The following is a 14,373-nucleotide window of genomic DNA, read 5'->3' as shown; positions in this document are numbered from 1 at the left end:
GACAGGTGGGCGTGCGCGTCGTGCCGTCCGCTCCGGATGTCGCGTCGCCGGAGCACGGGGAACCGGTCGCCCCGGACGAGTTCGGGCCCGCGCAGGACGACGGTCGGGCTGGACGAGCGCGCCCTCGGCGCATCGAGTGCAACGACACCGTAGGCCGCACCGCGAGGACGGGCACAGATCCCCGAACGGGGACCTGTCAGACCCGGGGCCGGGTTCCTACATTTCGTCCTACGCGAACCACGGCCGTTCGCCGATCAGTCGACGAACCGGCGAGTGGCGCCGGTTCGGCTCTCCTTCGGCTTCGGGCGGCACCCGCGCCGAGACCCCATCCGGCCCGCACGCCTCCTGAGCACCTCAGAGAGGAAGAACACGCACTATGACGGAAACCATCGAAAGCGCGGCCGTGGATGAGGAGTTCACCTTCAGACCGACAGACGGGATCGGGCGAAGCCGAATATTCTTCAACACGCGGACCAACAGTGACGACTACCTCGAAAGGTGCCGGTTCCTCGACGCCCACATGCGGAACAGCAAAGGAAGCCGGTGGTCCGTCCGGGGCCTCGTGGCGGATCCGCTCCCGGCCGCGGAGATCGGCCGGCGGCTGGGCTTCACCACGCCCGTCGAGGTCACCACCATAACCGCCCCGGCCGCCGGGAGCGGGCCGGCGTACCTGTGGGTGTCACGCAACAGATCCGAACGCGTGCCGGACCAGGCGACGCAGGACGAGACTCTCCGGCGAATGCACCGGCTGGACGGCTACCAGCGGGCTTTCACCGGACGGTTCCGGGCCGAGACGGAGACGCTGCTGGACAAGGCCGCCCACGCCGGCCTGCGTGTCGTCTGCAACGACCCCCGCGGTGACTGGGGTTCCGAGCGCGTCGACGCCCGGACCTTCACACGGCTGATCTCCCACCTCTTCTACTACGACGCGCCGACCGCCGACCTGATGCTCCGGGGGACCGGCTACTCGACCCACGGCCACTACCTCTTCGCCCTGCGGGCACCGAACGGGGCCCAGCTCTGCTATTTCATGATCGCCGAGTGGCCCTGGGGCTGGGAGGGGACGTACACCATGCTCGACGGGCGGTACGCGGGTCCGTCCATTCGGCTGGGCGCGGCCAGAATCCTCATGCTGCTGGCGAATGCCCTCTTCCTCGGCAGGCACGGCGCCGACGCGCTGGTGTACGGCGAGGCCAACGCGATGAACATGCGGCCCTGCATCCAGTCCGGGTACGTCGGCCAGGTGCCGCACATCATCCCCGGCCCGCACCCGGTGCACGTCAACGTCGCCTGGGCCGACCACCCCGTGGGCACATTCGGCACCGACGGACAAGCCCCTGGCACTCCCCCGTCGTTCACCGACACCCCGTACGCCCACTACTCCGTGGGACGCCTGGCGCCGGAGTTGGTCACCCCGTTCACCGAACGGGCCCTCAGGTTCCTCGATGTCCGCGGCTGAGGCGGAGCCCCGGCCGCGTGTTCTGCGACGGCCTGGCCGCCACCCTCGCAAGTCACTCGCGCTCTGCCGCACGGGGTGGTGTTCCCGAACCGGGCCGGTGGGTTCCGCCGCCGGAGGAGGACCGGGGACGGCTCGTATCCGCAGTCGCCGCTGTGGCGGTCGACGAACCGCGCTGGTCTGGCGTCCCGGATCCGGATCCCGCAACGGCGCCGACCTCGCGCCGGGAGCGGACCTGGAGCTTGGTGAGGATGTGGGAGACATGGGTCTCCACGGTGCGGCGCGAGAGCAGCAGGCGGGCGGCGATGTCAGGGTTGGACAGGCCCTGGGCGACCAGGCCGGCGACGTGCCGTTCGGTCGCGGTCAGCGCCTCCCAGCCGGAGGACGGACGCGGGTGGGCTCCACGGCTGCCGGAGCGCAGGCCCAAGGGACGCAGGCGGGCGGCGGCACGGCGTACGTCCCAGTCCGCACCCAGCTCGGCCCAGACCGCGAGGGCCTCGTCGAACGAGGCGCGGGCCGCGTCGAGGTCTCCGGACTCGGCCTGGACCGCCGCGAGGTCCTCCAGGGCGTTGCCCAGATCCGGCGACCGGTCGGCGGTGCGGTGGTAGTCGATGGCGACGCGCAGCCGGGCCGGGTCCTGATCGAGCAGTCCGGAGCACCAGTCGGCGGCGGCCAGTGCCCGCGGTTTCGGCTGACGGTCGGCCTCCTGCCGGGCGGCGAGCGCCGCGGCGCTCGCGGTCTGCCGGTCGTCGGCGGCCAGCGCCAGACGGACCAGGGCGGGCAGCCATTCCGGGTGGTTCCCGACATCGTGCGCGTACGTATCGGTCAGCAGCTCCGCGAGTACAGCCACGGCCTCGGGGAGCCGGCTCGCGTGCTCGGCGACGAGACTGCGCGCCATCAGCAGGTAGGCGGCGGCCACGGGTCCCCCCGACGGAACCTTTCTGCCGCCCGGGGCGTCGAGATGACCGGCCGCCTCCCGCCACTGACCGCGGCGGGCGCCGATCAGCGCCAACAGGCCCTGCCGGGACAGTCGCCAGAGCGGCGGGAGGTCGGTGACCTCGTCCAGTACCGCCAGCGCGTCGTCCCAGCGACCGTGCTCGTAGTACCTCTCGGCGCTCTGGACGAGGGTCATCGACAGCCGCGTCGCTCCGACCCGTTCCGCGAGCGTACGAGCCTGGACCAGCGCCTCCTCCGCCTCCTGGAGGCGGTCGACACCGTCCAGTTCGATGACCCGGTGGCCCAGCAGGATGAGCCGCAGGTCGACGAGTTCCGGATCGTTGCCGATCTCCGCCAGCGCCTGGCCGTTGACGGCCAGCGCGCCGGCCTGGTCACCGTGCCGGCTGCGAATGACGGAAGCGGCGAGCAGGGCGTATCCGACGGCGGTCGGATCGCCCAGCTTCCTGCCCTCCTCCAGCGCCTCGGCCATCGCCGGCCGGGCCCGGCCGATCTGGCCCAGGAGATGCCGGGCCAGTGCCACCAGGGCCAGCAGCCGGGCGCGCCACACGGGCCCGAGCCGTGGGTCGGCGGTGGCGGCGCGCCAGTTCTCGACCACCTCCCCGTAACGGCCGGTCCGCATCCCGATGGTGCTGAGCAGCCATCTGACCCGGCCGATCAACTCGTAGTCGGCCGCCTGCCGCAGCACGGTTCTGGCCAGCTCCTCCGCACGGTCCAGGGGGCCCATCCGGAAGTAGAGCGCGGCCAGTTGCGCGGTGAGCAGGGGGAGCCTCGGATCGTCCGCGCGCGCCTGCCGCAGGGCGTGTTCGAGCAGTTCCGCGGCGACGACGGGGGCCCGGACGACGAGCCGCTCGGCGTTGCCGGCGAGCCATTCCCACTCCCAGTCCTCGGCCGTGCCCAGCACCGGCAGGATCAGCTCGGCCACCCGCTCCACCGGCGCCCCGGAGGCCATCAGCTCCTGCGCAGCGCGCCTGAGGAACGCCGTACGCAACGGGGTCGGCATGGCTTCGTACAGCACCTCCTTCAGCAGGCCGTGCCGGAAGCGCAGCCGGGACCCCGCGGACTCCAGGACCCCTGCGCCGAGCGCCTCCTCCACCACCCTCAGGAGGGAGCCCGCCCCGCTGCCCACCGCCGCCGCCAGATCCGTCACCGAGAACTCCGGCCCGAGCAGCGACGCGGCGCGCAGTGCCTCCTGGGCGTCGGCCGAGAGCGAGGCCAGCCGGTCCGCGATCACGTCCGTCAGCGCGTTGAGTTCCCGCACGTCCCGGCCGGTCGCCGTCAGCTCCACGCGTCCGTCCGCCGAGTCCAGCGCGCCGACGCGTGCCAGGGCGTCCAGGAGTTCGCGTACGTAGAGCGGGTTGCCCGCCGCGGACCGCAGCCGTTCGGTGAGCATCGGTCCGGGAACCCCCCGCGCCAGCGCTCCGGCGAGCTCCGCCACCTGGGCTTCGGGCAACTGGTCAAGCGAGACCGACTGCCCGCCACGGGACCGCAGATCGCGGCGCAGCGCCTCCAGCTCCGGCCGGCCCGGCGCCGGCCGGCAGGTGCCGACGACCAGCAGCGGCAGCTGGACCGACGCCCGGCACAACCGACGCCACATCAGCAGGCTGGCGTCGTCCGCCCACTGCAGGTCCTCCACGGCCAGCACCAGCGGGCCGGAGGCACACAACCGGTCGACCAGTACGAGCAGTTGCTCCGTCGCGGCCACCACCGGGTCACCGGCGAGCAGGCGCATCGTCCAGCCCGGCGCCTCCTGCGGCTGCTCCAGGGAGAGCGCGGCCTCAGCACGGCGGGGATCGGCCGAACCGGCCTCGACCTCCAGGAGCCGCGTCATGACCGAGAGCGGTAACCGCCGGCCCAGCTCGTCGCACTGCCCGGTCAGCACCTCGCAGCCAGCGGCATCGGCTTTGGCCAGGGCGTGCGCAAGCAAGGTCGACTTGCCGATGCCCGGTTCCCCTTCGATGAGCAGGCTTCCGCCGCGGCCCGCGGCGACGTCGGTGACCAGCCGTTCCAGAAGGGCTCGTTCCGTGTCCCGCCCGATCACCGGATGCAGTTGTTGTCCGAGCATGGTCATGACTCTAGAACCTCTCCATGAGGTGACACTCCCTTTCGGGTTACGCGTGGGGAAACTGGGTTTTCGGCCAAGCGGCCACCCCCGCTCACTGAGACGGCGCTCTCCCGTACCTCCGGGATCTCAGTGAGGCTCACGGATGTCTCCGTATCCCCACGGGCGCAGGCTCGTCCCATCGGTCGGCAAACGATGGGGCAGCTCATGACGACGGCACTCGCACCCGAGGCAGGCACGTGCGCACCGCAGTCCGCGGAACAGAAGATGCGGATGATCTACGACGTCAACAAGAACTCCCTGATGCGCAGTCTGCTCGGCTGGACCCAGGGGGACCGGGCGGCGGCGGAGGACCTCGTCCAGGAGACCATGCTCCGGGCGTGGCGGAACCTGGACATCCTCCCCGACGATCCGCGGGCGGTACGTCCGTGGTTGCTGACGGTGTCGCGACGGCTGGCGATCGACATGCTGCGCGCCCGCTCGGCGCGTCCCACCGAGGTGGAGGACGACCCGCTGGAGTCGATACCGGTGGCAGCGGAGCCGCTGGAGCAGGTCCTCGACCGCCAGGTGCTGCGCACCGCGCTGGCCGGGCTCTCCGCGACCCATCTCGCGGTGCTGACCCAGGTCTACTTCCTGCACCGGCCGGTCCGGCACGCGGCCGAGGCGCTCAACGTCCCGGAGGGCACCGTGAAGTCGCGCACCCACAACGCCCTGCGGGCCCTGCGTGAGGCGCTCGGCGACCGCAACGGGGCGGCCCCGCGGGCGCGTACGGCGGCACGCGGACACACCTCGTCGGCCCCGGTCCGCTGTCATCCGGGTCAGCGCCCGGCTCCGGCTCACGCCCGGTTCTGAGCCCAGGCACCAGGCGCCGGGGGCGCGCTCACGTCTCCTCAGGCCGGACATGCAGGGCGACCTCGCGGCGGGAGCGGATCCGGAGCTTGGTGAGGATGTGGGAGACATGGGTCTCCACCGTCCGGCGGGACAGCAGCAGTCGCCCGGCGATCTCGGGGTTCGTCAGCCCCTGACCGACGAGTTCGGCGACCCGCCGCTCGGTGCCGGTCAGCGCCTGCCAGCCGTTCTTCGGCCGCTGCCGAGCGCCCCGCACCCCCGGGCGGACACCGTAGGGCCGCAGACGGGCGGTGGCCCGCCGCGCGTCCCACTCCGCGCCCAGCGCCACGTACACGTCCAGCGCCTCGGCGAGCGTGGCACGGGCCGCCGTGAGATCACCTCCGGCCGCCTGTACGACGGCCGCGTCCTCCAGGGTGTTGCCCAGTGCCGCCCGCCGTCCGGAGGCACGGTAGTACGACGCGGCGGCCAGCACCGGCGCCGGTTCGCCCGCCAGCATCCCGGCGCACCAGCCCAGTTCCACCCCTTGCCCGCTTTTCGCCGACGCCGCGCACACCCGGGCGACGGCCCGTAGCGAGGCCAGGTCGCCGCACTCCTGCGCGGCCCGGACCAGGACGGGCAGGAGAGCGTTCGCATCGATCAGCCGTTCCCCGCCGTCCGGGGCCAGGTACGGCATGAGCAGCTCGACGACCCGCTCCGGGCGAGCGGCGTGCTCGGCCTCCAGCGCCCATGCCCGCAGGATGCCCGCGGAGTCGACCGCCCGCTCGTCCAGGACCCGGCGGTCGCAGAGGGCCGCCAGTTGCCGGGAGGCCTCCCCCCAGTCGTCGCGCTGCCCGGCGATCAGGGCCCGCAACGCCTGCCCGGCGCCGGGCAGCCGTACCGAGTCCGGGACGCCCGGGACCGGTTCGAGTTCCGCGAGGGCGTCGTCCCACCGGCCCGTCGCATAGTGCAGTTCGGCGATCCGGGTGCGCAGCGCGCCGACCGCTCGGGGCCTCGCCGACCGCTCGGCCGACGTGCGGGCCTCGCGCGCCGTCGCCTCGGCCTCGGTGAAGCGATCGAGCGCCATGAGTACGGCCGAACGGTCGCCCAGCACCGCGAGCCGCAGGTCGACGAGTTCCTCGTTCCCGTCGGCGAGGGCGAGGATCTCGTCCGTGGTGGCGAGGGCGCCGTCGAAGTCGTGGGTGAGGGTGCGCAGGACCGAGCGCGTGTACAGGGCCTGGGCCGTGGTGAGGGGGTCGGCGAGCCGCTGCCCCTCCGTGCGGGCCCGCTCGGCGGCCTGCCGCGCCTCGTCGCTGCCGGCGCGACCGACCAGGGCCGTCGACCGCAGCGCCGCGCCGCGGGCCCGCCACAGCGGTACGGCGTGCTCGGCGGCGTCGGCCAGGACCGTGACGGCCTCCTCCCGCCGGCCGGCGCGTAACAGGGTCGAGCCGAGGAACCACGCGGCCCGCCCGGCCCGGTCGGTACCGATGACGACGATGTCACGGGCCATCCGCTCCGCCTGCTCGTCCAGGCCCAGCCGGAAGGCCACGGCAAGGAGCCGGTCCTCGACGTCGGCGCGGCGCGGATCGGCACCGTCGAGCCGGGCCAGGGCGTGCTCCAGCAGCCCCGCCGCGCTCTCGGGGACACGCGCCGCCAGGGCGGCCGCGTTCTCGGCGATCCAGCCCGCCTCCCAGCCCTCGGCCTCCGCCAGCACCGGCACCACCAGGGCGGCGACGCGCTGCACCGGAGCGCCGGCGGCGATCAGCGCCTGCGCGGCGTGCTGGTACAGGGCGGCACGTAGGGCGGTGGGCATCGTCTCGTGGAGGGACCGTCGTATCAGCCCGTGCCGGAAGCGCAGTCCTGCGCCGTCGGCTTCCACCACGCCTGCGGCCAGGGCCTCGTCGACCGCACCGGCCAGGGCGGCAGGCGATTCCCCCGCCACCGTCGCGAGCTCGGCGACCGAGAAGTCCGGGCCCAGGACGGCCGCCGTGCGCAGCGTGTCGCGGGTGGGTGCCGAGAGGAAGTCCAGCCGGTCCGCGATCACCCGGGCGAGCCACCCCACGGTCTCCTGTGGGACGTCGGCGACCCGTTCCGCCTTGTCCGTCTGCGACCGGAGCAACTCCCCTATGTACAAGGGGTTGCCGGCCGTCGACGCCAGCAGCCGGGAGAGCCGCGGCCCCGGAGCGCTGCCCAGCCGCTCGGTCGCCAGCTTCACCACCTCGGGCTCCGCGATGCCGTCGAGTACGACGACCGTCCCGCCGGAGTCGATCAGTTCGTGGCGCAGCCGGTCGAGTTCCGGCCGGACCGGTACCGGGCGGCGGGTCGCCACCAGCAGCAGGGGCAAGCGGGTTGCCGCCCGGCTCAGACGCTCCCACAGCAGCAGGCTCGTCTCGTCCGCCCAATGCAGGTCCTCGATCGCCAGTACCAACGGGCCGGAGGCGCACAACCGGTCCACCAGACCGGCGAGTTGCCCGATCGCCGTCGTCAGCGGGTCTTCGGCGGACGGCCGCTGGTGCCAGGCGGCCAGCCCGTCCACTCCGAGCGCCTGCGCGGGCGCCCGGAGCGGGAACCGCTGTGTCACTTCCTCGCACTGTCCGCGCAGCACCCGCAAGCCCTGCGGCTCGGCGGCGGCGAGGCCGGCCGACAGGAGCGCGGACTTGCCGATCCCGGGCTCGCCCTCGATCAGCAGAGCCCGCCCGCGCCCCGCGCCGGCGTCGGCCAACAACCCTTCCATGAGGGCGAGTTCGGCGTCCCTGCCGACGAAGGACGCCGTCGATTGCACCGCCATGGGGGCAGCGTAGCGATCAACGACGAGACGGAGGTTCCGCGCACGTGAACGTTTACCGTTCCGCTTCCTGCGCACGGACTCCGTCTCGCCGGTCTTCTCACGCCTCCAGGGCCAGCTGGATCAGGGTCGGGGGTGCCTGTCGGCCGATGAGGACGCCACGACCGGGCGGGCGTTGGGCCGCGCGCTCGCTGCCGAGCACCACGCCCTCGCGCGGATCCCCGGACAGCACCAGGCCGGCGGTGCCCAACTCCTTCACCCGCGTGAGCAGTTGCTCGGACATCGCACCACGGGCGCTGCCGGCGACCCGGCGGGCAACCACCAGGTGCAGGCCGATCTCCCGCGCCTGCGGCAGGAAGTCCATGAGCGGAGTGAGCGGCGACGTACGGCCGTTGGAGACCAGGTCGTAGTCGTCGACCACCACATAGAATTCCGGTCCGGTCCACCAGTCGCGCCGTCGCAGCTGCTCCATGGTCACGTCCCGCGGGGGCAGCCGCTCGGTGAGCTTGGCGACGACCTGTTCGACGTAGACCTGAGCCGCGTTGGCATCACCGATGTAGGCCCCGACGTACTCCTCGTCCACCGCCCCCATCAGGGCGCGCCGGTAGTCGACGACGATGAACCGGGTCTCGAACGCCGTGCGGCGCCCTGCGAGCCCCTTCATCCAGCCGCGCAGGAAGCTGGACTTGCCGGAGCCGGCGTCACCGAAGACCAGGAAGTGCGGGTCGGCGTCGGTGAGGTCGAGGTGTACCGGGGCGAGGTCGCTCTCGGCGATGCCGATCGGCACGCCCGGGGCCGTGTTCTCCTGCGGGATCCGCCTCGCCAGTTCGGCGGCGGTGAGCCGCTCGGGCAGCATCCGGATCGGCGGTGCCACGGCTCCCGACCAGGAGGCCGCGAGCTTGCCGATCGCCTCCTCCTGCGCCTCGGCGAGGCCGTCGGCGGTGTCCTTGCCGTCGAGCCGGGGCAGCGCGACCTGGAACTGGATGCCGGGCGGCGCCATGCCGCGGCCGGGGGCGGAGAGCCCGAAGGCGCGGGCCGCGCGGCGGTTGATCTCCGAGTCTCCCGGGTCGTTCAGGCGCAGTTCGAGGCGTGCCGAGATGGCGTCGCGCAGCGCCGTCCGGATGTCGGCCCAGCGGCCCGCGGTCAGCACCAGATGGACGGCGACGCCGAGGCCGCGGCCCGCGATGTCCAGGACGGCCGCGTCGATGCCCTCCATCTCGCCGCGTACCGCACCCCAGTTGTCGATCACCAGGAAGACGTCGGCGGAGCGCATGCCCTTGGGCAGCCGGTCGGTGTTGCGCATCCGCCGGAACTCGTCGGCGGAGTCGATGCCGAGGTGGCGGAAGAGCCGCTCCCGTTCGGCGATCAGCTGGCGCACCTCGGCCAGCGCGCGCCGGGCGCGGGCCGGGTCGTGCCGGCCGGCCACCCCGCCGACGTGCGGCGCCCGTTCGAAGGGCTGGAGCGAGCCACCGCCGAAGTCCAGGCAGAGGAACTGCGCCTCGGCGGGCGTGTGGGTGAGCATCGTGGAGAGCATCAGGGTGCGCAGGAAGGTGCTCTTGCCGCTCTGCGGGGCACCGACCACCGCGAGGTGCCCGGCCTTGGCGAAGTCCGGTACGAGCGGCTGCTGGAGCTGCTGGAGCGGTACGTCCAGGACGCCGACCGGGGTGCGCAGTGCGCCTTTGTTCTGCCACCAGTCGGCGGACATACCGCGCTCCGGATGGACCACGACCGGTCCGGTGAGGTCGTCCAGGGCCAGCGCGGCGGGCAGCGGGGGCAGCCACACCTGATGGGCCAACTGGCCCGCCGTACCGAGCCGTTCGACGATCACCTGCATCTCGCTCGGCCCCTCCAGCATGGGGCGCGCCCGCTCGCGCTCCTCCTCCGGCTCCGCGTCGGGATCGGGCGGCAGCCGCAGCGCGAAGTGCACGGGAGCGGTGGGCGGCGGTCCTGCGGCGAGGGCGCGCTGTTCCTCCGACAGGTGGACCCCGGAGACATGCGCGACCCGGAAGCGCTCCAGGACCGTCTCGGCGACCTTGAGGTAGGCGGAGCCGGGGATGGGCGGCAGCCGGTAGGCGTCCGGGGTGCCGATGACGACCCGGGACTCCGCCGCCGAGAAGGTGCGCAGGCAGATCCGGTAGGAGAGGTTGGCCTCCAGGCCGCGCAGCCGCCCCTCCTCCAGGCGCTGGGTGGCGAGCAGCAGATGGATGCCCAGGGAACGGCCGACCCGGCCGATCTGCACGAAGAGGTCGATGAAGTCGGGCCGGGTGGCCAGCAGTTCGCCGAACTCATCCACGATGACCAGCAGATACGGCAGGGGCTCCAGCGGGCGGCCGTCCGGCCCGGTGGCTCCGGCGGCGCGGCGCAGCTGGTACTCGCGCACGTTGTCGATGTTGCCGGCGTCGCGAAGCATCTTCTGCCGCCGCTGCTGTTCGCCGACGAGGGCGTCCTTGACCCGGTCGACCAGGGCGACCTCGTCCACCAGGTTGGTGATCAGGCCCGCCACGTGCGGCAGGTCGGTGACACCGGCGAAGGTCGCGCCGCCCTTGAAGTCGACCAGGACCAGGCTGAGGAGTTCCGGTGAGTGGGTCATGGTCAGACCGGTGACCAGGGTGCGCAGCAGCTCGCTCTTGCCGGAGCCGGTGGCGCCGACGATCAGGCCGTGCGGGCCCATGCCGCCCTGCGCGGACTCCTTCAGGTCCAGGACGAGTTGCTGACCGCCGCTGTCGAAACCGATCGGCATGCGCAGCACCTCCTCGTCCTCCGCCTGGACCCACAGCGACTCGGGGTTGAAGCTCTCCAGGTCGGCGATGCCGAGCATGCTGGGCAGCGACATGGTCTGGGCGAGGATCTCCTCGCCCTCCGCGGACAGCCGCAGCGGCGCCAGCGCCCGGGCGACGGCCTCGCACAGCGGCAGCTCGGCGCGGGCCGCGACGGCCATGTCGACCTGTGAGCGGGTGTCGGCGCGGCGGCCCTCCACGGTGACGATGCCCTGTGCGTCGAGGCGCACCCGGATGTCGGCGCGGGTCGGCTCGTCGCTCTCCTGGTCCACCAGGCAGATGACCGTGAGGGCGCTCTGCGGGCCGGCCGCGGCGAGGAGTTCGGCGGCGAGCGGCGAACGGGCCCAGGCCGCCCGGGGCAGGTAGCGGTCGAGGACGACGACCAGGCGGCGCCGGGTGTCCGGGCCGTCCCGGTCGGTCAGGGACAAGCGGCGGGACGGCTGCTGGGCGGCCGCCTCCAGGGTCTGCTGGAGATGGTCGGCGATGCCCTCGAAGTCCTCGGCGACCAGGGGCACCACGCCGGCTTCCCCGCCGGTGTCGGGTTCATGGGTGTGCGGCAGCCACTTGGCCCAGTTCCAGTCCTCGCCGCCGGTCGCGATGGCGATGCCCACGTCGTCCGGCGCGTGCAGTACGGCGATCTGGCAGAGCAGGGCGCGCACCGCCTCGCGGGCCACCTTGGGCGGCCCGAGCACACTGACCACACCGGCCTTCGCGAGGTCCAGCACGGCGGGCTGGTCGCCGACCACGGACATCGAGTCGACCAGCCGGTCGGCCGCCGTCTTGGCGCGCGGGTCGTACTCCACTGTCGGGTCGTTGCGGGTGGACATCCGGATGGGCGTCGACAGCGGCGCGTTGCCCGCGCCTACGGACACCTTCAGGAAGTCGGGGTCGGTGACCCGGCGTTCCCACACGCGGCGGCGCTGGGACGCGATCGCCCACAGCCGGCGCGGCGAGGGGAACTGCCAGGCCGCGAGGGTGCGCTGGCTCTCCGCCACCTGGCGGGCGGCCCGCCGCACCTCGACGAGATGGTCCAGGTAGCGGTCGCGGGCCCGCAGCTTCTGTTTGCGGGCCTGCCCGCGCATCTGCATCCGTACGCCGACGGTGACGCCGATGGACAGCACGACGAACGCGATGCCGAGCAGGACCAGCATCCGCCGGCCGCCGGACATCAGATAGGCGGCCATGCTGATGCTGGACAGCAGCGGCATCAGCAGCATCAGCCAGCTGGCGTTGCTGTCCTTGCCGACCGGCTGCGGCGGCGCGGAGAGCACCACCGGGTCGGTGGGCAGCGTGGGCGGCACCACCCTGGCGGGCCGGTGGAAGATGATCCGGGACATCAGAGCTCCTCGACACTCACGGTCTGCTGCACGGGCGCGGTCACCGCCGGGAACGGCGCTCAGGGAAGCGCGGTGCGACGGCGGGCCTCTTCTTGTCGTTCTGCTCGCCGTTCAGCCCGGCCAGAATGTCCTGCAGGCCGCCCGTGATGCCCGACATGACCTCGGTGCGCTGTTCGGTGACGGTGTCGTGGGCGCTGTCGATGGCCTCGACGAGGAGCCGGACCAGCCGCTCCGGGTTGTCGGGGTCGATCACCGACGGGTCGATGCGCAGGTCCACGACCCGGCTCTCGGCCGAGAGGGTCGCGGTGACCATGCCGTCGGCGCTGTGGCCCGTGGCCTCGATGTTCCGCAGGTCGAGCTGTGCGTCGGCCACCGTGCCCTGCATCCGCCGGGCGTGCTTCGCGAGCTCGGAGAAGTTGATCTGCTCATACTCGGGCATCCGGCCGTCTTCCTCTGAGGGTTCCGAATGGGTTCGTGCCAACCGCGGCGACCGCGCCGAGCGGTGTTGTTCCGGCTGCTCGGGCTTCGGGCACGGTTGCTCCAATGAGAGATACGGATGCGAGGCCCGAACGGGTCTCTCCCGTTTCGCCGGGCCCCGCATCTCCGTGTCACGTCTCCGTGCCACCGCCACGGGTCGACGGGCAGATGTCGAACGGCTGGTGCAGGGTGCCGATGGTGAGCATGGCGCGGCGGTTCAAGGTGTTGGCGACGACTCGGGCCAGCGCCATGCCCGCCAGGGAACTGGCGCCGTCCTGCATGGTCAGATGCAGATCGACATGACCGACCGCCAGTGCCTGCCGCGCCAGCTCCACCCTGATGTGCTCGGTCAGCCTGGCCCCCAGCGCGGGCGCGGCCTGTTCACCCGTCGCCGTGTCACCTGCGGCGAGCGACTCGTGCAGATCCCGTAGCTCGGCCGCCGACACCGCGTCCTCCACCCTGAACACCCGCTTGTCGAGCACCGGCTCGATCGGCAGCCGGAGTGTGGGCCCGGCGGGGAGCGCGGGTGCGTGCGTCACGTCCGATCCGTCGTCGTAGGGCCGGTAGTGCGGGTTGGGCAGCCACTCGCCGAGGGTGTTCTCCTCGTCGCCCGTGCCGGGGACGATCGTCCAGGCGCCCTTGAGGTAGCGGGACGCGATGCCACCCGCGAAGGCGACCTCGGGTGCTCCGGCCGCCGGGTAGGAGATCCCGAACGCGCCGAGCGTTCCGGCGACGTCGATCCCGGCGGGTGCGTCGACCTCCCAGACATGGCCCGCGCCCAGCCGCTGCGCCGCCGCCTCACGCGAGGTACCGGCGACCACGAAGCCGTGGCCGGCGCTGTCCCGGTCCCCCATCTGGGCGTAGGCGACGAGGTCCAGGCCGGTGCCGGCGGGCACCAGGCCTTCGGCGAGGACCGCTGCGGGACGACCGTCGTCCGCGACGAAGAAGTGCCGTCCCGGGGAGAGCAGCGGCGGCGGAATGATGTCGGCCGCGTGCGCCGCCACAGCGGCATTCGGCATCGGACCCTCGACAAGGTCCACGGCCGGGACGTCCACCGACGCCCTGACTTCGTCCACCGCGCCGGGGACGGTGTGGATCACCGGCTCACCGGCCGACCTGGGGTCTGCCGTGCCGCTCTCCTGCGACGGCGCGGCGGGCGCGTCCCGGGTCGGCTCGGGTGCCCGCCCGGCGTCCGTGGCCGAGGCGGGCGTGGGCGTCGGCTCCGCCCCCGGCCCGTCCGGCCGTGAGGTGGCCGGAGCCGGCTCGCCGAACACGTCGGGCAGCAGGGCCTCCAAGCCGTCCGCCACCGCGTACCGGCCGCCTGCGTCCGGCTCCTTCTCCAGCGGGAGCATGCCGTACAGACCGCCGGGCGCGAGCACCCGCAGGACACCGCGCGGGCCCTGGAACTGGAACTCCACGTCGAAGCGGTACTGCCGGTAGCGGCGGGTGCCCTGGTGCCGGTCCGGTTGTTCACCTCGGTCTCGTCCAGCCGCCCCGACTCCTCGACGGAGTCGTCGACCTCATGCTCGTACGGCATGAGTGCCAGGAACGCCACGTCCTCGCCGTCGGTGCCGCCGGCCTGGGGCCCGAGGCTCCACACCAGGCCGCCGCCACGCTTGACCTCCTCCTTGGCCTCCTCGTCGTCCTGCGTGTAGTGGCGCGCCTTGAAGCGGGCCCCGTCCTTCGGCCCGATCGCCTCG

General features: G+C 72.9%; 7 protein-coding genes. 2 read left to right on the top strand and 5 right to left on the bottom strand.

Features of this window, described 5'->3' with window-relative positions; translation table 11 throughout:
- Nucleotides 1-376 precede the first annotated feature (376 nt).
- Entirely contained in the window at nucleotides 377-1,459 is a 1,083-nt protein-coding gene (locus ACGFZQ_RS13200) for a hypothetical protein (RefSeq protein WP_393840435.1), read from the top strand.
- Between the two features lie 52 nt (nucleotides 1,460-1,511).
- Here the strand turns inward: ACGFZQ_RS13200 and ACGFZQ_RS13195 are convergent, their stop codons facing one another.
- The gene (locus ACGFZQ_RS13195; RefSeq protein WP_393840434.1) at nucleotides 1,512-4,475 is read right to left on the bottom strand and encodes an ATP-binding protein; all 2,964 of its coding nucleotides are present in this window, start codon (nucleotides 4,473-4,475) and stop codon (nucleotides 1,512-1,514) included.
- A 204-nt stretch (nucleotides 4,476-4,679) separates the two neighbouring features.
- Here ACGFZQ_RS13195 and ACGFZQ_RS13190 point away from each other — a divergent pair, with 204 nt between their 5' ends.
- The gene (locus tag ACGFZQ_RS13190; protein WP_393840433.1) at nucleotides 4,680-5,324 is read left to right on the top strand and encodes a sigma-70 family RNA polymerase sigma factor; all 645 of its coding nucleotides are present in this window, start codon (nucleotides 4,680-4,682) and stop codon (nucleotides 5,322-5,324) included.
- A 28-nt stretch (nucleotides 5,325-5,352) separates the two neighbouring features.
- Here ACGFZQ_RS13190 and ACGFZQ_RS13185 read toward each other — a convergent pair whose 3' ends face one another.
- The 4 genes from ACGFZQ_RS13185 to ACGFZQ_RS13170 form a co-directional block, all read right to left on the bottom strand.
- Nucleotides 5,353-8,085: an ATP-binding protein gene (locus tag ACGFZQ_RS13185; RefSeq protein ID WP_393840432.1), complete on the bottom strand. Its 2,733-nt coding sequence runs from the start codon at nucleotides 8,083-8,085 to the stop codon at nucleotides 5,353-5,355.
- 97 nt (nucleotides 8,086-8,182) lie between these two features.
- Nucleotides 8,183-12,196 (bottom strand): type VII secretion protein EccCb, encoded by a 4,014-nt coding sequence (eccCb, locus tag ACGFZQ_RS13180; protein WP_393840431.1) that lies wholly within the window; start codon nucleotides 12,194-12,196, stop codon nucleotides 8,183-8,185.
- Nucleotides 12,197-12,236: 40 nt separating this feature from the next.
- Nucleotides 12,237-12,635, bottom strand: a complete 399-nt coding sequence (locus tag ACGFZQ_RS13175) for a YbaB/EbfC family nucleoid-associated protein (protein WP_393840430.1) — start codon at nucleotides 12,633-12,635, stop codon at nucleotides 12,237-12,239.
- Between the two features lie 169 nt (nucleotides 12,636-12,804).
- Nucleotides 12,805-14,091: a hypothetical protein gene (locus ACGFZQ_RS13170; protein ID WP_393840429.1), complete on the bottom strand. Its 1,287-nt coding sequence runs from the start codon at nucleotides 14,089-14,091 to the stop codon at nucleotides 12,805-12,807.
- Nucleotides 14,092-14,373: the final 282 nt, after the last annotated feature.

The sequence above is a fragment of the Streptomyces sp. NPDC048254 genome, assembly GCF_043201895.1.
Taxonomy (GTDB): Bacteria; Actinomycetota; Actinomycetes; order Streptomycetales; family Streptomycetaceae; genus Streptomyces.
This window is presented reverse-complemented; position numbering and strand designations above follow the sequence as displayed.

Coding starts and splice junctions, on each gene's coding strand:
- eccCb (WP_393840431.1), bottom strand. CDS start 12,196: ATGTCCCGGATCATCTTCCACCGGCCCGCCAGGGTGGTGCCGCCCACG.
- ACGFZQ_RS13200 (WP_393840435.1), top strand. CDS start 377: ATGACGGAAACCATCGAAAGCGCGGCCGTGGATGAGGAGTTCACCTTC.
- ACGFZQ_RS13175 (WP_393840430.1), bottom strand. CDS start 12,635: ATGCCCGAGTATGAGCAGATCAACTTCTCCGAGCTCGCGAAGCACGCC.
- ACGFZQ_RS13195 (WP_393840434.1), bottom strand. CDS start 4,475: ATGCTCGGACAACAACTGCATCCGGTGATCGGGCGGGACACGGAACGA.
- ACGFZQ_RS13185 (WP_393840432.1), bottom strand. CDS start 8,085: ATGGCGGTGCAATCGACGGCGTCCTTCGTCGGCAGGGACGCCGAACTC.
- ACGFZQ_RS13190 (WP_393840433.1), top strand. CDS start 4,680: ATGACGACGGCACTCGCACCCGAGGCAGGCACGTGCGCACCGCAGTCC.